The sequence below is a fragment of the Kribbella sp. NPDC043289 genome, assembly GCF_056436705.1.
Genome location: NZ_JBWKCB010000008.1, coordinates 145266 through 163863 on the forward strand (window position 1 = coordinate 145266; position 18598 = coordinate 163863).

The window sequence follows — 18598 nt, forward strand, 5'->3', positions numbered from 1 at the left end:
TGGCCCCGGACGTTCATGTGTTCACCGTAACTTCAGCTCGTGTCAGTCGGATCGAATCGGACCGGTCCTCAGACACCGTCCTCGTCGCCGAGGCTGAAGGCTGCCTCCAGGTCGTGACTGGAGTACGCGCGGAACGCGATATGGGTCTCGGTGCTGAGTACGCCGGGCACCCGGTTGACGTGCTCGGGGATGACGGTGGCCAGGTCGTCGTGCCGCGCGACCCGGACGAGCGCGATCAGGTCGAGCCCACCGGTCACGGAGTACACCTCGCTGACGCCCTCGATCGCGGCCACCTGCTCGGCGACCTCCGGGATCCGTGCGACGTCGGCCTTGATGAACACGATCGCGGTGACCATGCCGTCCTCTCCTCGGAACTCGCTTTTCAGCACCAGTGACTACTCACACCCCAACCCGCTGAAGCATAGTGCGGTCGAGGCCCCGCAACGCCGTCGCCGTCCGTTCGTCCGCGGGCAGGAACGCCTCCATCCGCAGCTCGGCCACGGTCACGTCGATCGCCGTACCGAACCTGGTCAGGGTGGTGATCAGCCGGAGCTCGGTGTCCGCCGAGCGCAGCCGCAGTGGTACGGCGAACCCGAGGTGGTCCGGCCCCGGCTCCGGACGCGGCGGGATCAGGGCGGTCAACTCCGCGATCAACCCGTCCGCCTCCTGGTCGGGCACCAGCGCGGCCTCCCGGGTCAGCGCGTCGATCACGTGCCACGACCACTCCGCGAGGTTCACGATCCGGGGTGCCAGCCCGTCGGGGTGCAGGAGCAGCCGCGGCACCGACACCGGCGGCTCCAGCAGGTACGGCGTGACTCCCGCGCACAGCACGTCGAACGACCGGTTCGCGAGCACCAAGTCACCCCGGCGATCCACCACCACTGCCGGACTGGGCCAGTGCCCCTCGAGAATCCCGGTCAGCGCCGCGCGGATCGCACCGAGTCGCGGCGCCCCGTACGGCGTCTCGTCGTACGCCGGTGCGTACCCGCCGGCCACCAGCAACTGGTTGCGCTCTCGCAGCGGCACCTGCAGCGACTCGGCGAGCCGGATGACCATCTCCCGGCCCGGCACCGAGCGGCCGCTCTCGATGAAGCTGACGTGCCGCTGCGTGGTCCCGGCGCGCACCGACAGCTCCAGCTGACTCACGCGCCGCCGGTGACGCCACGACCGCAGACCTGCGGCCAGCTCAGATGCCATGCCCCGAGTTCTAACGCACGGCACCGACAGTTCATACCCAGCAGGGAATTGAGGTCGCACCGGCGCCGCAGGCATGGTCGTGGATGTGAACAAGAACTCAGCACAAGAACTGGCACAGCGATATGTAGCAATCTGGAACGAGCCCGACGCCGGCCTCCGTCGCAAGGCCGTCGAAGAGCTCTGGACCGAGGACGGCATCCACCTGCTCGAACCGCCGGAGGAGGTCGTCGAGCGCGCGACCGCGATCGGCGTCTCCGCGAGCCTGGAGGCGCGCGGGCACGAGGCGCTGACCCGCCGCGTGAGCACGGCGTACGACGAGTTCGTCGCGCCCGGTCAGTACAAGTTCGTGCCGCACGGCACGGCCGTCGGACTGCGGGACCTGGTGAAGCTGCGCTGGGCGATGGTCCCGGCCGGCGGGGGAGAGGCGCTTGCCGTCGGCATCGACCTTCTCCTGCTCGGTGCCGACGGCAGGATCGTCACCGACTACCAGTTCATCGAGGCCTGACCCACCCGGGCCTGACCCACCCGGCCTAACCCACCCGGGCAGGGCCGAGCGGGCGGAGGTTGCGGCGGCGTTCGGTGGGGTGCTGGTGCCGGTCGGAGTTGGCGTTGTCGAGGCGCGTCAGATGCCGGCCGGCGCCGCTGACCGGGCAGGTCCAGGTGCCGTCCACCTCGACCAGACGGATGCCGGGGAGCTCGAGCCAGCGCAGGATCAGCTCGATCTCCTCGGGCGACGCGGCCGCGACCGGGCCGATCCCGGGCAGCACGGTCTCGGCGGACGCCCGCAGCATCTCCAGGTGGGGGCGCGGATCCGTCCCGCGCGGGGTGAACCCGGCCGCCGCGAGCCGCCCGCGGCGGATCACATGCAGCTCCCAGCCGCCGTCCTCGGTCCGCCGGGCGGCGCAGATCTCGGCGCACCCGGTCACCGACGCCATCCGCTGCATCCGCGCAGAGCTCCGCACGAACGCACCCAGCCGGTCCCGGTGCACCGCGGCGTCCTCGAACCGCTCGTCCGCCGACAGTACGTCGATCCGCCGGTCCAGCGCGTCGACCACCGGGGTCGGGTCGTCGGTCAGCGCGGCCCGCAGCGCGGACACGAACTCGCCGTACGAATCCGCGGAGATCCGGCCGTCGCACGGCGCCACGCAGCGGCCCATCTCGGCCAGCACGCACGGTGACAGCTGTGGGGTGCGGGACATCCGCGCCGTGCACTGCCGGATCGGGAACGCCTCGTGCAACGCGGCCATCGCGCGCTCGGCGGTCTTCTTCGAGCTGAACGGCCCGAGATACCCGGCGTCGTCGTCGCGCACCTGTTTGACCAGCGACAACCGCGGAAACGGTTCGACCGTGACCTTCAACCAGTGCTGCCGTTCGGGGAACTTGGACTTCCGGTTGTACCGCGGCTTGTGCTCCGCGATCAGCCGCAGCTCGCGGACCTCGGCCTCGAGCGGTGTACCGCACTCGATACCGCGGACGCCGGTGGCGATGCCGACCATCTCGCCGATCCGGTTCCTGGTCTCGGACGCGGTGAAGTACGACCGGACGCGCGTCCGCAGGTCCTTGGACTTGCCGACGTACAGCACCTCGCCGCGGTCGTCGGTGAACAGGTACACACCCGGTGCGTGCGGCAACGTCTCGGACAGGTGGCGCTTGGCCCGCACCGCCGGCGCGACCCGCGACGAGTACGTCTGCAGATCCTCCAACGTTTGCACGCCCAACGACCCGACTCGCTCGAACAGCCCGTGCAGTACGTCGACCGTGGCGCGAGCGTCGGACAGTGCGCGGTGGTTCGGTGTGGTCGTCGTCCGGAAGAGCTTCGCGAGCGTGCCGAGTTTGCAGTTCGGCGCCTCGTCCGGGGTGATCACGCGGCGCGCCAGCAGCGCGGTGTCGACGACCGCGAAGTCGGGCCAGTCGTACCCGTGCACGAGGCTCTCGTGTTTGAGGAAGCCCATGTCGAACGGCGCGTTGTGCGCGACCATCACGCAGCCGTGCGCGAACTCCAGGAACGCGGGCAGCACCGAGTCGATCCGCGGTGACGAGGCAACCATCCCGTTGGTGATGCCGGTCAGCACCGCGATGAACGCCGGGATCGCCTCGGACGGGTTCACCAGGGTCTGGAACTCGCCGACCACCTCGCCGGCCCGGACCTTGACCGCGCCGATCTCGGTGATGCCGCCCTCGCCCGGCGGATTGCCGGTGGTCTCCAGGTCGACCACGCAGAACGTGATGTCGCGCAGCGGTGTCCCCAGGTCGTCGAAGCTGTGCTGGACGCCACGGATCGGCAACTGCGGATCCGCGGTCTGCGCACGCCCTGGGCTGGTCATGGCCACGACGCTAGGAGCCGCCACCGACAATTCCGCAGGTGACACGCCTGTGAGTCGACTAGGCTCTCGGTATGCGTACACAGGCGATCACCGCGAATCCGGGCCGGATGCCCGTTCGTTGTGGTCTGCGTCACTGGCCGAGCAGCAGCTGCCAGGCCGTCGTTCCAGCCGGACTGCGGACCGGTGACTGAGGCAGGCACCGCCGCGAGCTCCGCCACTACGACTCTGCCTGAACCGGTCCGGCAACGCGTCCTGACACTCGCTGCGCACGCCCTCGGCCAGCTTCCCGCGACCGACATCCCGGCGCCGCTGCGCCGTTTCGCCAGCTTCGCGCCGGCGAAACGCGCGAAGCTGTCCGCCTCGGTGCTCGGCCCGATCCTGGAGACCGACGACCACTTCCGCCGGCTGACCGCCTTCGAGGTACGGCGTGAGCACCCGGAGCTCGGCGACGCGGTCGCGGACGGCGTCCCGGTCCCGGCCGCGGATCCCGTGGAGGTCGCCGCCCTCGCGTACCTGCTCCGGCCGGACGACTGGGAGCAGCACGTCGCGGCCGCCGCCCAGATCCCGGTGGAGAACCCGAACGCCGACGCCGCCGCGGTCGACCGGCTCGCCGACCAACTGGACCAGGCCCGCACGGAAGCGCGGCAGGTCCGCGAACGGCTTCGTGAACAGGTCAACGAGCTGAAGGCCGAGAACGTCACGCTCCGGCGCAAGCTGAACGAGGCCCGGCAGCGGATCACCGGTCTGCACACCGAGGTCGAGCAGCGCACCAAGGAGGCCGAGACCGCCGACGAACGCGTCGACGCGGTCCGTGCCGAGGTCGAGCGCGAGCTGCGCAAGCTGCGATCCCGGATCACCGAACTAGAGGCGGTCGAGCACGCCGCCCGGCGTACGGCGGGACAGGAACGGGAGCTCGCCTCGACGCGGACCCGGTTGCTGCTCGACACGTTGCTGGAGGCAGCGAGCGGGTTGCGGCGCGAGCTGGCGCTGCCGCCCGGGGGAGAGCTCCGGCCCGCCGACACGGTGGCCGGCTCGGAGCCCGAGGCGGCTCCGGTCGGGCGGACGGCACCCGAGGACGACCCGGCGTTGTTCGACGAGTTGCTGGCGTTGCCGCAGGTCCACCTGATCATCGACGGCTACAACGTGACGAAGACCGCGTGGCCGAACTCACCGCTGCACTCGCAGCGCCAGCGCCTCGTCACCGCGCTCGGTGCGTTGGTGGCGCAACGTCGCGTCGAAGTGACCGTGGTCTTCGACGGCGCCGAGCTCTCGGGCCCGGTGCAGCTGAATCCACCCCGCGGCGTGCGGGTGCGGTTCAGTCCGGCCGGTGTGATTGCCGACGAGGTGATCCGGCAACTGGTCCGCGCCGAGCCGCCGGGCCGCCCGGTCGTGGTGGTCTCCACCGACCGCGAAGTTGCCGAGAGCATCATCAAGCTCGGCGCCCGCGCACTCTCCGCGACCAGCCTGATCGCCCGCATCGCCCGCACCTGACGAACGGAATTGTCGGCGGCGTTCTCTAGCGTCCTTCTCAGCCGGATGCAAGTCCGGGTGCTTCCCCCCTTGGAGGACGTTGTGCTGATCGACTGCGACGCTTGTGCGATGAAAGGTCCGGGCTGCCAGGACTGTGTCGTCACGGTGGTGCTCGGGTTCTCGGCCGAACGGTCCGGCAGCCTGCGGATCGACGACGACGAGAAGGCCGCGCTGGACGCCCTGGCCGACTCCGGACTGGTCCCACCGCTACGCCTCGTGCACGCGGTGAACAGCGTGGACCCGACCGTCGACCCGAAGGAACAGACGGGCTGACACGCCGGTCGTATGTCAGGACCATGCCACTGCGTGGTGCGCCTGACCGGGACCGAAACCCCTGTATGGGAAGGCGAAACGACCGTTTGGCCGGGACCGGCCTTCGTTAATTTTCGATCAAACCCGAGGGGCGAATTGCACTGGTCACGAAACGGTCACTACTGTTACCTCTCGTTGCCTCAGGGTGTCGGCCGCTCCGGCCGACCGGGTAGCAGGAAAGCCGAGCGAGTGATCCGGCGGATCCTGCGGGCGTGACGTCCGCGGTGGCCTGGTCAACGGGGACGGCGCGAGCAGAGGAAGGGACCGACCGGGCTGTGTCCATCGGACGCATCAACCGCACCAGGGGAATCGCCCTCGCCGCCATCACCAGCACGGCTGTCGCCGCGGGTGTGTTCTTCATCCAGGGAGCGGCTGACGCCGAACCCAAGCCCACCCTGGACCAGGCGAAGAAGCAGGTCGCCGCGCTGCAGGAGAAGGCCGGCGCCATCGGCGAGACGGCGAACGACCTGCGCGGTCAGATCACCGCTTCCTCCGCTCGCGTGAAGGCCCTGCAGACCGGCATCGCCAAGCAGCAGACGCAGGTCGATTCGGTGCGGCGGCAGATCGGCTCCCTCGCGGTCGCCGGCTACCAGACCTCCGGGATCTCCACGACGGCCCAGCTGTTGTTGTCGACGAACCCGGACCAGTTCCTCAGCCAGGCGTCGACCGCCCAGGCCTTCGCCGGCCAGCAGAACTCGGCGCTCCGTCGCTACCAGGTCGCGCAGGGCAAGCTCACCGACCTGCAGGCCAGCGAGCAGACCGAGCTGGCCTCGCTGCAGGCCGTGCAGGCGAAGCAGGACGCGCTGAAGAAGCAGATCCAGGACAACCTCGACTCCGCGCAGAAGGTGCTCGACAAGCTCAGCGACGCCGAGCGCAAGAAACTCGAGGAAGAGCAGGCCAAGGAAGCGGAGGCGGCGCGCAAGCAGCGTCCGACCCGCAGCGGCGACCGGACCGGCGAGAACATCCCGAACATCCCGGCCAGCGGCCGCGGCGCGATCGCGATCAACGCGGCGCTGTCCGAGCTCGGCGACCCGTACGTGTGGGGTGCCGACGGCCCGAGCTCGTACGACTGCTCCGGCCTGACCATGTACGCCTGGGGCAAGGCCGGCGTCTCGCTGTCGCACTCCTCGAAGGCGCAGGCCGGTGAGGGCCGCCGGATCAGCAAGTCCGAGCTGGCCCCGGGCGACCTGGTGTTCTACTACAGCCCGATCACGCACGTCGCCCTGTACCTCGGCAACGGCCGGATCGTGCACGCCCCGCGTCCGGGCAAGAGCGTGGAGATCGCCCCGCTCGACGAGATGCCGATCAACAGCATGGTCCGTCCGGGCTGACCTGAGACCTTTGACATACTCTGCGGCTCCGGGGATCTCTCCCCGGAGCCGAGTCATTGTGTGGTGATGCCGTAGTGTCGGAGGAGGCTGGGTGTCCCACCTGACTGGGGCAGGTGAGCAGCGAGGGGCCGAGGTGATCGACGAGCACGGCGATACGGTTCCGCTGCCGGTGATCCCGTCCTCCGATGACGTAACGGAGTTGATCGAGCACCAAGGGCAGTCGTACGCCGCGCCTCCGCCTCCGGACGATGGTCACCGCCCGCCGGCGGACGACGAGCATCGCCCGCCGTTCGCGCCGATCCTGAAGAAGGTTGCCCTCGGCGTCGCCGTCTGCCTGGTCGCCGGAGCGGGGTACGCCGGACTTCAGCACATCGCCAATGCGCCGGCCGACCCGAACGCGCCCGGCGCCCACGCACCGGCGTCCAGTGCGTCGACGCCCGACCAGGCGCAGGCCGGCGTCCAGCGGGCCGTGGCCGGTGAGGCCGTGCTGCAGAAGATGACCGACGCGGTCGAGAACGACAACCGCACCGAGTTCCTGAACACGATCGACCCGAAGGCCACGGACTTCCGGGCCAGCGCGCGGACGATCTTCAGCAACCTGACCACGCTCCCGATCGGCACGTTCCAGTTGCGCTACGTGAGCGACGACATCGGTGCCCTGACCCCGGACCGGCAGAGTCAGCTCGGCGGCAGCCAGTCCTGGCTGGCCCAGGTCGAGGTCTCCTGGCAACTCACGGGGTACGACGTGAAGCCCGCGCGCGAGACGCTGCCTGTGACGTTCGTCATTCGGGACGGGAAAACCTACGCCGCATCGTTCTCGGAGCGGTTCGCCGCCGGGCAACGCAAGCCGGTCTGGGCGCTCGGTGCGGTGGACGTGGCGAAGGGCAAACACAGCCTGGTGATCAGCCTGGACTCCGAGTCCGAGGCCCGGAGCTACGTTTCGGTCGCCGACAAGGCGGTCGAGTCGGTGAGCAAGGTCTGGGGCAAGAGCTGGCGGCAGAAGGTGGTCGTCTACCTGCCCGCCAAGCAGAGCCAGATGGAGGGTGTCCTCGGCGCCCAGCCGAACACGTACACCCAGATCGCCGCCGTCACCTTCGCCGAACTGGACCAGCCGGCGGTCGGTGCGCCGGTGCGGATCGTGGCGAACCCGAAGCTGTTCGAGGAGCTCGGCAAGCAGGGCCGCCGGATCGTGCTCACCCACGAGACCACCCACGTCGCGTCGACCGCGACCGCGTCGCCGGTGCCGTTGTGGCTGGCCGAGGGTTTCGCGGATTACGTCGCGTTCACCGCCGTGCCGGTGCAGGACGAGTCGGCGGCGAAGGAGCTCTTCAAGGCCGTGCGGGCCGGCAAGGTCCCGGAGACGTTGCCGACGCCGGAGGCGTTCGCGGCGTCGGCGACCGAGCTGCCGCAGGCGTACGAGTCGGCGTGGCTGGCCTGCCGCCTGATCGCGGAGCGTGAGGGCCAGGAGAAGCTGGTGAAGTTCTACCGGACCGTGCACGCGTCGAGGTCGTCGACCGGGCTGGCGGACGCGTTCAAGTCGGTGCTCGGGATGACCGAGGCCGAGTTCGTCGTGGAGTGGCAGAAGTATCTGGAGAGGCTCGCCGGTGCCTAAGCCGCCCGGCCGGTGGGCGCCCCGCGTCGCCGGCGGTCTGCTGGCGCTCGCGCTGGTCTTCACGATCGCGGTCACCACCCCGTGGCACCTGATCGACCTGCCGAAACCTGATGCCACGCTGGACTTCACCACCGCCGAGATCGCCCGTCAGGACGCGTTCCGGCACGAGATCCTGCCGTGGTCGACCACGTCCTGGGTGATCTCGATCGTGGTCCCGCTGGTGATCGGCTTCAGCCCACTCGGCCGCCGGCTGTACGACGGTCTGCGGGTCCGCCCGTGGTGGCTCGCCGTACCGGTGGTGGTCGGTGGGATCGCCCTGATCACCAACCTGCTCACCGTGCCGACCGACGTCCTCGCGGAGCGGGTGAGTCTGAAGTACGGCCTGTCGGTGGAGAACTGGCGGTTGTGGGTCTCGGACCGGGGCGTCAACTGGGCGCTCACGTCGCTCGGTGTCGCGGTGATCGCGGTAGTCCTGATGGCGTTCGCGAAACGCCGGCCGCAGGGCTGGTGGTTGCCCGGAGCAATCGTCGCGGCGCTGCTGGTGCTCGGCGTGTCGTTCGCGTACCCGGTGCTGGTCGAGCCACGGTTCAACAACTTCACCTCGATGCCGGCCGGTGCCCTGCGCAACGACTTCCTGAAGCTCGCGGCCGCGGACGGCGTCCCGGTCAAGGATGTGCTCGTCGCGGACGCCTCCAAACGAACGACGGCGCTGAACGCCTACGTGTCCGGGTTCGGGTCGACGCGCCGGCTGGTCGTGTACGACACGCTGCTGAAGGACACGCCGCCGGCGCAGATCCGGCTCGTGGTCGCGCACGAACTCGGGCACGCCGCGGAGGACGACGTACTGCACGGGACGCTGATCGGGGTGCTCGGGACGGCGTTCGCGATCACGCTGCTGTACCTGTTGCTCGGGTCGCGGATGGCGGATCCGCGACGGGTCGGGGTGTTCGTCGCGCTGGTCGTCGCCGGTACGACGCTTGCGTCCCCGGTGCAGAACCTGGTGAGCCGGAAGATCGAGGCCCGGGCCGACTACCACTCGCTGCGGTTGACGAACGATCCGCAGAACTTCGTCGCGATGCAACACGACCTGGCGGTGCGGAACATCTCGGGTCTCGACCCGAGTCCCTGGCGGTACTGGATGTTCGCGACCCACCCGCCCGCGCCGGAGCGGATCGCGATGGGCCGCGCGTGGGCGGCGCAGAACACCGGGCCGGTCCCGCCGCTGGCCCAACGATGAGCTGACGATGACAGTCCTGGTCATCACCAACGACTTCCCGCCGCGGCAGGGCGGGATCGAGTCGTTCGTCCGCTCACTGTGCGACGAACTGCCGGACGTCGTCGTCTACACCTCCCACGAACCGGCGGACACGGCGTACGACGCGACGCTGTCGTTCCCGGTGATTCGGGACCGGACGTCGATGCTGCTGCCGACGCCTCGCGTCACGAAGCGGGCTGCGCAGTTGATGCGGAAGCATGACGCCGACCGCATTCTGTTCGGCGCCGCCGCGCCGCTCGGGTTGATGGGACCGGCCTTGCGACGGGCTGGAGCGCGAAAGATCGTCGCGTTGACCCACGGGCATGAGACATGGTGGGCCGGCGTACCCGGTGCACGGCAGGCGCTGCGCCGCATCGGCGACGCGGCGGACACGATGACCACGGTCTCGTCGTGGTGTGCGGACCGGATCGCGCCGGCGCTGTCTCCACAGGCCGTACGTCGGATGCGCCGCCTGACTCCCGGTGTGGACACGCACCGGTTCTTCCCGGGCTGCGGGGGAGAGCAGATCCGCAAGGGGCTCGGTCTCGAAGGCGTCCCGGTTGTCGCGTGCGTCTCCCGGTTGATCCCGCGGAAGGGCCAGGACACGTTGATCCGCGCCTGGCCGCGGGTACTCGCCACGGTGCCGTCCGCCAAGCTGCTGCTGGTCGGGGGCGGGCCCGATCGTGAGCGGTTGGAAGGGCTCGCCGGCGAGGTACCTGGATCGGTGGTGTTCACCGGCGCGGTGCCGTGGGCCGACATCCCGCCGTACGTTGACGCGGCCGATGTGTTCGCGATGCCCTGCCGAACCCGGCGGTTCGGCCTGGAGCCCGAGGCGCTCGGGATCGTCACGCTGGAGGCCTCCGCGACCGGCAAGCCAGTGGTGGTGGGCGACTCGGGCGGTACGCCGGACACGGTCCGGCACGGCGAGACGGGCTATCTCGTGGACCCGTACAACCCGGTGGCGGTCGCCGAGCGGATCACGCAGTTGCTGACCGATCGGGAACAGGCGAGGGCGCTCGGCGCCGCGGGCCGCGCGTGGGTGGAGCAGAACTGGACCTGGACACGCTCCGGAGCCACGCTGAAGCAATTACTGGACATTTGACGTTGCAAGTCGTGTACTCTGGCGACCATGCACCGGATGTTCCGACTTGCCGCAGCCGTACGAGCTTCCCGCTCCCCGGCTGCCGCTGCCTGACATCCTCGAAACTTTCACCGGCGACCGGAAACGGTTCGCCGGTGTTGTTGTTTCTGTAGCCCGGTGGTCTGGTTCCGGTCCGAGTTCACAAGGACAGAATCATGACCATCAGCAGGACTTTCATCGACTTCTTCATCGACCGTGGCCACGTCCCGACCACCGGGTCCACGCTCATCCCGCGGCTGGGTGATCCGGTGCTCTTCACGACCTCCGGGATGCATCCACTCACGCCGTACCTGGAAGGTGAACCTCATCCACTGGGGCGCAGACTCGTGGGCATTCAGCGTTGCCTGCGCACCACCGACCTCGACGAAGTGGGCGATCCGACCCATCTGACCGTGTTCGAGATGCTCGGCTCGTGGTCGCTCGGGGACTACGGGAGCAGCCAGACCCTCAAGTGGGGCTACGAGTTGCTGACCACGCGCTTCGGACTCGACCCGCGGCAGATGTATGTGACTGTGTTCGGCGGTGACGACCAGGTGCCGCTCGACCAGGAGTCGCTGACCACCTGGCAGCAGCTCGGTCTGCCGGTCGAGCTGACCACCGACGACAACTGGTGGTCGAACGGCCCGACCGGTCCGTGCGGCCCGGACTCGGAGATCTTCATCTGGACCGGCGACGGCGACCCGGAGGGTACGCCGACCACGGACGACCGCTGGGTCGAGGTGTGGAACCACGTGATGATGCGCTACCGCCGGCACGACGACGGCTCGCTCGACGAGCTGAAGCAGCAGAACATCGACACCGGGCTCGGCCTGGAGCGGCTCACCATGCTGCTCGAGGGAAAGCAGTCGGTGTACGAGACCTCGCTGTTCGAGCCGTGGATGCGGATCATTCCGTCGATGTGGAAGCTCGACGAGCGATCTCGCCGGATCGTCATCGACCACCTGCGATCCAGCATCGTGATCGTCGGCGACGGCGTGCACCCGTCGAACACCGGCCGCGGGTACGTGCTGCGCCGGCTGATCCGCCGGATGCTCACGGTGCTGTGGCGCGACGACGAGTCGCGGTCGTTGTCCGACGTGCCGATCGAGCTGTTCGAGCACACCCTGAACCACTTCCACCAGGGCGAGACGGTGACGCTGATCCGGCGGATCCTGATCGACGAGGAGATCCGGTTCAGCAACCTGCTCGACCGCGGCCGGAAGGTGCTCAGCCACGAGCGCTTCCACAAGTCGCTCGACGACACCGACTACGAGTACCTGCACGACACGCACGGCCTGCCGCGCGAGTTGGTGGATTCGCTCAGATGACCGGATCCAGTACGTCGGTGCGGGGAGTGTCGGTGTCCGGGATCTCCGGGGGCACCACCTTCCCGACCGACGACTGGGCCACGAAGGCACCGGCCAGGACGATCGCGCCACCGATGATCTGGTTGGTCCGCAGGGTCTCGCCGAGCAGGATCAGTGCGAAGACGCAGGCCGCGACAACCTCGACGTACGCGACCGCACCGGCGATCGCGGCCGACAATCGCTGGACCGCGGCAGCGCCGGCCAGATAGGCGACCACGGTGCTCACCACGATGAGCCAGGTCGCCATCAGCCACCCGGGTGCGTGCCGGTGACCGATCGCGATCGTGTCGGTCAGGACGTGCCACGGCGTACCCCAGGGGGCCGCGATCGCGGTCAGGACGACGGCTCCGACCACGCTGCCCGCCGCGGTCATCACCAGCGGATCGGCGGCCCCGGTCAACTTGTCGATCAGGATGAAGTACGTCGCCTGGCACGCGGCCGCGCCGAGTCCGGCGAGCAGGCCGACCAGGTCGAGCCGCAACCCGGACCAGATCTCTGCCACGGTCGCGAGACCGACGACCGCGATGCTCACCCCGATCGCGGCCGACCGCGGTACGGCGACCTTCTGCCCGAACTTCAGCCACGCCACCACCAGCACCGGCCCGGAGAACTCGAGCATCAACGCGACGCCCACCGGCAGCCGGCTGGCCGCGACGAAGAACAACGTCTGACATCCGGCGATCCCGGTCAGGCCGTAGAGGACCAGTGACTTCCAGGACGCCCGCGCCGCGCGGATTCCGGCGCGACCGCGGAACACCAGCACGAGCGGCACGAGCAGCGCGGCGGCGCCGAGGATCCGTAACCAGGCTGCCTGCTGCGGGGTGAAACCCGCTCCGATCAGGGCCTTGGCGAACGGCCCCGACCCCCCGAACGTGATCGCGGAGAAGACCGCGAACCCCAACCCCACTGATTTCGTGCTGTACATGAGCATAACGGTCTCACGCCCATTACAGAGCTGTCGAGAGAGATCTCAGAGGACGTTCACGGCACGGGCCGCGATGATCGCGATCGTCAGCAGCGAGATCGCGGACTGGACCCCCATCAGCGTCTTCGTTCGGGCACTCAGCGGCATCGTGTCGGTCGGGCTGAACGCGGTCGCGGCGGTGAACGAGACGAACAGGTAGTCGGTGAATCCGGGCAGCCAGCCTTTCCAGCCCGGCAGGTCGACCGTCATCTGCGGGAACAACAGATCCGGCCGCTCGGTACGCCGTTCGTGCTCGGGCGCCCGGGCGAACGGGCCGCCGCGGTCGATCTCCCAGTACCAGACGGCGAACGCGACCACGTTCGTCACCCAGATCAGGACAGCGCTCTTCACCAGCACGCCGCCCTCGTTGGCGTCGCCGTTGTTCAGGAAGAAGATCATCCCGGCCAGGTAGTAGGCGTTCACCAGGACCAGCACCCCGACCAGAACGAGCTCGACCCAGCGCAGCCAGGGTTCGTCGCGGCGGAGGTGGAACGGGTTCATCCACACCAGCGGCACCAGCAGCAGGAAACCGAGAACCGGCATCAGCCAGCGCGGAAGGGCGTTGATCTGCGTCGGAACCAGCAGTTGCAGGATCAGGACCGCGATGACCGCCAGTGAGGCCGGCCACCGCCGGGTGTGCCGCGTACTCGTCTCCACTGCAGCATTCTGCCGCCGATCCGCGGTCAGCCGAGGGACGCGTCGACGACGGCCTGTCCCACCTCGGTACGCCGGTAGTGGACCTGATGCCCGGTACGACGACGTGTCGCGAGCCCCGCGTCGTACAGAGCAGACAGGTGCTCGGCCACGGTGGCGAGTGCGAGACCGTAGTCCGCGGACAGTGCGCTGGTCGTGGCCGGTGGGTCGAGGGCGACGAGGAGCGTGGCGCGGCTGCGGCCGAGGAGGCGGGCCAGCGAGTCCGGGGGACTGGGGGCGTCGGACCAGAGGCGGGCGGCGCCGCGGGCCGGGTACACCAGGGTCGGGTGGTACGCCGGGTCGACGACGATGACGAGGAACGGCCAGGCGAAAACACCGGGGACCAGGAGCAGGCCCTGACCGGTGAGGTCGCGGTCCTCGGCCCGGTGCCGGGCGGCGACCAGACGCTCGTCCTCCCAGGTCAGCGTCGGATGGAGATCGTCAAAGAGGCCCGCGAGGCCACCGTCGGTGAGCTGCCGGCCGCGGTACGCGATGTCGTCCTCGAGTACCCGGCTGATCAGCGGCCAGTCCGGTTCGATCAGTGTCTGCCAGGCGTTCTCGATCGCGTCGGCGAGCTGTTCCCGGGTGCCGGCGACGTCGTCCAGCATGCGATTGATCACCGGTGCGGCCGGGTTGTTCAGCTCGTCACGGGACTGGATCAGCTCGCTGCGCACGCGATCGAGCGGCGTACTGCGGACCCTTGCGATCTCGGTCGCGAACCTCGCCCGGGAGGCCTTGGGTGGTGGCGTGAGGAAGTCCGGCGTGTAGCCGACGCGTGGCTGTAGCGCCTTCAGGCCGCGCAGGTCGACGGTCGCCGCGGCCTCCCGTTTCGCCTCGACCCAGTCCGTGTAGAGCGGTCGGTGCCGGGATCCGTTCAGCACCCGGACCGCGGACATCGTCTCCCACAACGGCGAGACCCCGAAGCGGCAGCGCAGCGCGTCGGCTTGAGTGAAGCGCAGTACCGTCATGGCAGTGCGGTCATGACGGGGAACTTTCGGTCACAACCAAAACTCTACGCCGACCACCTCGCGGTCGGGCACTCTCGCGCCGTGAGGTCCTACCGCGCTGTTCTGCAGCTTCCCGGCATGCGTGCCGTGTTCGCCGCGCACACCGTGTCGATGCTCGGCATGGTCGGTGCGCAGGTCGCGTTGTCGATCCTGATCTTCGAGCGCACCGGTTCGCCGTTGCTGTCGGCGCTCGTCCTGGTCTGCTCGTTCCTCCCGTACGCCGTCGGCGGCACGGTGCTGTCGTCCGTCGCCGACCGCTTCCCCGCGCGCCGGGTGCTGGTGGTGTGCGACCTGCTCAGCGCGACCTGCGTGGCCGGGATGCTGGTGCCGAACATGCCGGTCGCGGGTCTGCTCGGGCTGCTGCTCGGGACCGGACTGATCGCGCCGATCTTCGCCGGCGCCCGCGCCGCGAGCTTCGCGCACCTGTTGCCGGCGGACCTGTTCCCGATCGGGAGGTCGTTGCTCCGGGCAATCGGTCAGATCGCGGTACTGACCGGCTTCGCGGTCGGCGGTATCGCGGTGGCCGCGATCGGCGCCAAGTGGCTGCTGGTGGTCGAGGTCGTGACCTTCGTGTCGTCGGCGATCCTGATCGGCACCGGTACGCCGTCCACACCGCCGGGGGAGCGGACCGCCAATCCCGTCCGCGAGTCGTGGGCCGGACTGCAGTACCTGTTCGCGAACCCGAAGCTTCGCAACCTGATCCTGCTGACCTGGGTGGCGCCGGCGTTCTCGTCCGTCCCGGACGGGCTCGCCGTCGCCTACACCGCCCAGGTCGGTACGGCGGCCGCCGCGGCCGGTGCGCTGTTCGCCGGGTACGCGGTCGGCGGCGTGCTCGGCGAGCTCGTCGTCGCGCGGTTCACCCCTTCCGCGCGGCGACGGCTCGTCGTCCCGTTCCTGCTGACCAGCCAGCTCCCGGCGATCGCGTTCCTCGCCCAGCCGCCGATCCCGGTCGCCGCCGTCCTGCTCGCGATCTCCGGCGCCGGGTACGCGTTCAACCAGGGTGTCGACCCATTGATCCTGGAGTCCGTCGAACCGGCGTACCGCGGCCGGCTGTTCACCGTGCAGACCAGCGGCCTGATGGCGATCCAGGGCGTCAGCATCGCCCTCGGCGGCGTCGTCGGCTCGTTCCTCGCACCGAACCTCACGATCGCCGCGGCCGGCCTCCTCGGTACGGCGACCACCTTGCTGATCGCCCGTCAGGCACTCACCACGGAGCCACGTCGGACAGCGACTCCGGTCCTCTGAAGACACCGGTCGGGCCGTCCGCCGGCAGGGTCGCCAGCGCGACCGGGACCGCGGCGCCGTCCTCGACGGTACGGGTTCCGCGGGGGACGGAGGCCTGGGTGTTCAGGTCCGTCGGCACCAGGCCCGGGGTCGCGGCGTTCACCTTGATGCCGTCCACACGCAGTGCGCTCGCGTAGACCAGGGTCAGCGCGTTGAGCGCCGCCTTCGAGGAGCTGTACGCGAGCAGGCCCTGCGTCGCGAGGTGGCCGTCGAGCTCCGACAGCAGGTTGACCGAGCCGAGTCCGCTCGACATGTTCACGATCCGCGCGTTCGGCGACCGGCGCAGCAGTGGCACGAACGCGTTGATCGCCGACACCACTCCGAACACGTTCACGTCGTACGCCGTTCGTACCTGCTCGGCCGTGATGTCGGCGACCGGCGTACCCCACTCGGCGACGATGCCGGCGTTGTTCACCAGTACGTCCAGCCGGCCGGAATCGGCGTCGACCTGTTTCGCGGCCGCCGTGACCGACTCCGCGTCGGTCACCTCAAGCTGCACGAACCGTACGTCGAGACCCTCGCCGACGAGCTCCGCTGCCGCGCTGCTGCCCAAGGCGGCGTTGCGTGCTGCCAGATAAACCGTCAGCCCGCGCCGGCCGAGTTGCCGGACGATCTCGCGGCCGATGCCTTTGTTTCCGCCCGTCACCAGGGCGACTTCGTTCTGATTCATGCCACCAGTCCAGCGCGGACCGACCCCTGCGGACCAACACCGATCAGGTGGTCCGCCATACCCTGGAGGTATGCCGGAACCCGAGATCCGCGAGCTGCGGTACTTCCGCGCGGTCGCCGAGGACCTGAACATCACCCGCGCCGCCGAGCGGCTGGGGATCGCGCAGCCGCCGCTGTCGCGCGCGATGCGCCAGCTCGAGCACCGCCTCGGCGTCGGCCTGTTCGACCGTTCCGGCCCGCGGCTCGCGCTGACCGCGGCGGGGGAGACGCTGCTCAAGGAGTCCGGCCCGATCTTCGACGCGCTCGACGCGGCGGTCCGCCGGACGCAACGGGCCGGGTCGTCGACGCGCGGGCTGATCGTCACCGCGAAGCCCGGGGTGGCGACCGAGCTGCTGCACCGGATCGTCACAGAGCTCCGGGACGAGCTGCCGAGGATCGAAGTGGTCGTGAGCGGGTTCGGCGAGCAGGCGGACATGGTGCGGGACGGCCGCGCCGACGTCGCGCTGGTCAGCCGTCCGTTCGACGATCACGGACTCGAAGCGGAGATGCTGTACACCGAGCCCCGGGTGGCCGCGCTACCGGCCGGGCACGAGTTGGCGGCGTACGACGTACTCCGGGCGGACGATCTGGCCGGGATCCCGGCGCCGCGGTGGAGCCGGTCCAACGTTGCCGAACGCAACTACTGGTCGGCGCGCCCGGACGACCCGGTGGACGGGCCGATCGTGCAGGACTCGTCGCAACTGCTGGAGGTGGTTGCCTTCGGTCAGGCGGTCGCGCTGGTCCCGCGGTCGATGGCCGAGCGCAACATCCGGCCCGACGTCGTCTATCGGCCGGTCGCCGACGTCGAGCCGTACCGGATGTTGGTGGTCTGGCCGGCCGGCAGCCGGTCGACCGAGCTGGCCGCCTTCGTCGAGGCGGCGGTCAGGCACTCGAGCGGACCACCAGCGGCGCGGTGACGAGGCGTCCCGGCGCGTCCGGCTCGCCGGAGATCTCCCGCAACGCGCGGTCGAACAGGCAGGTGGCGATATCCCGGAGCGGGATCCGGGCCGTCGTCAGCGGAGTGTCGAGCATGCTCGCGAACGGGAAGTCGTTGAACCCAGTGACCGCGACGTCCTGACCGACGGCGATCCCGCGCCGCTGCAGCGACCGCATCGCCACCACGGCGAACGCGTCGTTGTCGGCCACGAACGCGTCCGGGGCCTCGGCATCGGCGACGTACGCCGCCACCGCGTCGAGCGAACCGAACGATCGCACCACCGTCGACGGGAACTCGCGGACGAACCCGTCCAGGCGCTGATGGACCCACGGCAGCGCGCTGTCGGTCGCGAGATAGACCGCCCGCTCCCGGCCGGTCGACCGCAGATGCGCGGCGATCCCCGCCATCGAGGTCTCGTTGTCGACGTCGACCCAGCACTGCCGCTGCTCCGGGCCGGTCTGCCCGAACGCGACGAACGGGAACCGCCGCCGGCTGAGGAACTCGATCCGCGGGTCGTGCGGCATCGTCTCCAGCACCACGATCGCGTCCACCTGCCGGGCCGCGATCAGCTTCTCGTAGAGCGCGATCTCGGTCGCGCCCTCGGTCGGTGTGGTGACGTGCACGCCGTACCCGGAGACCGCGGCCGCCTTCACCAGGCCGCCGAGCAGCCCGTGCAGGAAGCCGCCGAGACCGGGATTCTCGTCGTCGGAGAAGTTGTCCTCGAAGTACAGCGGCAGGCCGATCACCTGGCTGCGGCCGGACGACAGCGCGCGGGCCGCGTGGTTCGGGATGTACCCGAGCTCGTCGATCGCGGCGCGGACCGTCCGGACGGTCGGTTCACTGACGCGGTGCGGCGCGTTCAGGACGTTTGACACCGTCATCGCCGACACCCCGGCCAGCCGCGCGACGTCCGCGACCGTCGTACGCCGTTGTTTCTCTGCAGCCAAGTCCGTTTTC

At 69.6% G+C, this 18598-nt stretch carries 18 protein-coding genes; 10 read left to right on the forward strand and 8 right to left on the reverse strand.

Translation table 11 applies throughout. The features are described 5' to 3' along the window. Nucleotides 1–68: 68 nt before the first annotated feature. Together AC0662_RS35705 and AC0662_RS35710 are read right to left on the reverse strand one after the other, a co-directional pair. On the reverse strand, nt 69–356 hold the full coding sequence (locus tag AC0662_RS35705) for an Lrp/AsnC family transcriptional regulator (protein WP_452203401.1): 288 nt from the start codon (nt 354–356) through the stop codon (nt 69–71). Between the two features lie 43 nt (nt 357–399). Then, nucleotides 400–1197 carry a helix-turn-helix domain-containing protein gene (locus tag AC0662_RS35710; protein ID WP_452203400.1) on the reverse strand — a complete coding sequence of 266 codons (798 nt, stop codon included), beginning with the start codon at nt 1195–1197 and terminating at the stop codon, nt 400–402. A gap of 85 nt (nt 1198–1282) precedes the next feature. Between AC0662_RS35710 and AC0662_RS35715 the strand changes: the two genes are divergently transcribed. After that, nucleotides 1283–1702 carry a hypothetical protein gene (locus AC0662_RS35715; RefSeq protein ID WP_452203399.1) on the forward strand — a complete coding sequence of 140 codons (420 nt, stop codon included), beginning with the start codon at nt 1283–1285 and terminating at the stop codon, nt 1700–1702. A 25-nt stretch (nt 1703–1727) separates the two neighbouring features. Here the strand turns inward: AC0662_RS35715 and AC0662_RS35720 are convergent, their stop codons facing one another. Continuing rightward, nucleotides 1728–3521, reverse strand: coding sequence for a DEDD exonuclease domain-containing protein (locus tag AC0662_RS35720; RefSeq protein ID WP_478306213.1), 1794 nt, complete (start codon nt 3519–3521; stop codon nt 1728–1730). Between the two features lie 183 nt (nt 3522–3704). On the opposite strand from AC0662_RS35720, the gene AC0662_RS35725 reads away from it, so the two are divergent. From AC0662_RS35725 to AC0662_RS35755, 7 genes are all read left to right on the forward strand, one after another. After that, nucleotides 3705–5012 carry an NYN domain-containing protein gene (locus AC0662_RS35725; RefSeq protein ID WP_452203397.1) on the forward strand — a complete coding sequence of 436 codons (1308 nt, stop codon included), beginning with the start codon at nt 3705–3707 and terminating at the stop codon, nt 5010–5012. Nucleotides 5013–5120: 108 nt separating this feature from the next. Beyond that, a complete protein-coding gene (locus AC0662_RS35730) occupies nt 5121–5324 on the forward strand; it encodes a hypothetical protein (protein ID WP_387772606.1) in 204 nt (67 codons plus the stop codon). 314 nt (nt 5325–5638) lie between these two features. Continuing rightward, nucleotides 5639–6694 carry a C40 family peptidase gene (locus AC0662_RS35735; RefSeq protein ID WP_452203396.1) on the forward strand — a complete coding sequence of 352 codons (1056 nt, stop codon included), beginning with the start codon at nt 5639–5641 and terminating at the stop codon, nt 6692–6694. 91 nt (nt 6695–6785) lie between these two features. Continuing rightward, nucleotides 6786–8306: a hypothetical protein gene (locus AC0662_RS35740; RefSeq protein ID WP_478306216.1), complete on the forward strand. Its 1521-nt coding sequence runs from the start codon at nt 6786–6788 to the stop codon at nt 8304–8306. Then, complete coding sequence (locus AC0662_RS35745; RefSeq protein ID WP_478306218.1) at nt 8299–9543, forward strand: M48 family metallopeptidase; 1245 nt, start codon at nt 8299–8301, stop codon at nt 9541–9543. The genes AC0662_RS35740 and AC0662_RS35745 overlap by 8 nt, the downstream gene beginning before the upstream one ends. Nucleotides 9544–9550: 7 nt before the next feature. Next, entirely contained in the window at nt 9551–10663 is a 1113-nt protein-coding gene (locus tag AC0662_RS35750) for a glycosyltransferase family 4 protein (RefSeq protein ID WP_478306220.1), read from the forward strand. A gap of 194 nt (nt 10664–10857) precedes the next feature. Then, on the forward strand, nt 10858–12009 hold the full coding sequence (locus AC0662_RS35755) for an alanine--tRNA ligase-related protein (protein WP_478306222.1): 1152 nt from the start codon (nt 10858–10860) through the stop codon (nt 12007–12009). Here the strand turns inward: AC0662_RS35755 and AC0662_RS35760 are convergent. Genes AC0662_RS35760 through AC0662_RS35770 form a run of 3 tightly spaced genes read right to left on the reverse strand, consistent with a single transcriptional unit; the run spans nt 12002 to nt 14673 of the window. Next, nucleotides 12002–12973: an EamA family transporter gene (locus tag AC0662_RS35760; protein ID WP_478306224.1), complete on the reverse strand. Its 972-nt coding sequence runs from the start codon at nt 12971–12973 to the stop codon at nt 12002–12004. The genes AC0662_RS35755 and AC0662_RS35760 overlap by 8 nt on opposite strands. Nucleotides 12974–13018: 45 nt before the next feature. Next, nucleotides 13019–13669, reverse strand: coding sequence for a hypothetical protein (locus AC0662_RS35765; RefSeq protein ID WP_452203390.1), 651 nt, complete (start codon nt 13667–13669; stop codon nt 13019–13021). 26 nt (nt 13670–13695) lie between these two features. Further along, nucleotides 13696–14673 (reverse strand): DUF5937 family protein, encoded by a 978-nt coding sequence (locus tag AC0662_RS35770; protein ID WP_452203389.1) that lies wholly within the window; start codon nt 14671–14673, stop codon nt 13696–13698. A 117-nt stretch (nt 14674–14790) separates the two neighbouring features. On the opposite strand from AC0662_RS35770, the gene AC0662_RS35775 reads away from it, so the two are divergent. Then, nucleotides 14791–15957, forward strand: a complete 1167-nt coding sequence (locus AC0662_RS35775) for an MFS transporter (protein WP_478306226.1) — start codon at nt 14791–14793, stop codon at nt 15955–15957. Here the strand turns inward: AC0662_RS35775 and AC0662_RS35780 are convergent. Continuing rightward, nucleotides 15917–16666 carry an SDR family oxidoreductase gene (locus AC0662_RS35780; protein WP_478306228.1) on the reverse strand — a complete coding sequence of 250 codons (750 nt, stop codon included), beginning with the start codon at nt 16664–16666 and terminating at the stop codon, nt 15917–15919. The genes AC0662_RS35775 and AC0662_RS35780 overlap by 41 nt on opposite strands. Before the next feature lie 70 nt (nt 16667–16736). On the opposite strand from AC0662_RS35780, the gene AC0662_RS35785 reads away from it, so the two are divergent. Continuing rightward, nucleotides 16737–17621 carry a LysR family transcriptional regulator gene (locus tag AC0662_RS35785; RefSeq protein ID WP_478306230.1) on the forward strand — a complete coding sequence of 295 codons (885 nt, stop codon included), beginning with the start codon at nt 16737–16739 and terminating at the stop codon, nt 17619–17621. Here the strand turns inward: AC0662_RS35785 and AC0662_RS35790 are convergent. Continuing rightward, complete coding sequence (locus AC0662_RS35790; protein ID WP_452203385.1) at nt 17587–18588, reverse strand: LacI family DNA-binding transcriptional regulator; 1002 nt, start codon at nt 18586–18588, stop codon at nt 17587–17589. The genes AC0662_RS35785 and AC0662_RS35790 overlap by 35 nt on opposite strands. Between the last annotated feature and the right edge of the window lie 10 nt (nt 18589–18598).

Coding starts and splice junctions, on each gene's coding strand:
- AC0662_RS35705 (WP_452203401.1), bottom strand. CDS start 356: ATGGTCACCGCGATCGTGTTCATCAAGGCCGACGTCGCACGGATCCCG.
- AC0662_RS35750 (WP_478306220.1), top strand. CDS start 9,551: ATGACAGTCCTGGTCATCACCAACGACTTCCCGCCGCGGCAGGGCGGG.
- AC0662_RS35730 (WP_387772606.1), top strand. CDS start 5,121: ATGAAAGGTCCGGGCTGCCAGGACTGTGTCGTCACGGTGGTGCTCGGG.
- AC0662_RS35760 (WP_478306224.1), bottom strand. CDS start 12,973: ATGTACAGCACGAAATCAGTGGGGTTGGGGTTCGCGGTCTTCTCCGCG.
- AC0662_RS35710 (WP_452203400.1), bottom strand. CDS start 1,197: ATGGCATCTGAGCTGGCCGCAGGTCTGCGGTCGTGGCGTCACCGGCGG.
- AC0662_RS35780 (WP_478306228.1), bottom strand. CDS start 16,666: ATGAATCAGAACGAAGTCGCCCTGGTGACGGGCGGAAACAAAGGCATC.
- AC0662_RS35755 (WP_478306222.1), top strand. CDS start 10,858: ATGACCATCAGCAGGACTTTCATCGACTTCTTCATCGACCGTGGCCAC.
- AC0662_RS35785 (WP_478306230.1), top strand. CDS start 16,737: ATGCCGGAACCCGAGATCCGCGAGCTGCGGTACTTCCGCGCGGTCGCC.
- AC0662_RS35770 (WP_452203389.1), bottom strand. CDS start 14,673: ATGACGGTACTGCGCTTCACTCAAGCCGACGCGCTGCGCTGCCGCTTC.
- AC0662_RS35775 (WP_478306226.1), top strand. CDS start 14,791: ATGCGTGCCGTGTTCGCCGCGCACACCGTGTCGATGCTCGGCATGGTC.
- AC0662_RS35720 (WP_478306213.1), bottom strand. CDS start 3,521: ATGACCAGCCCAGGGCGTGCGCAGACCGCGGATCCGCAGTTGCCGATC.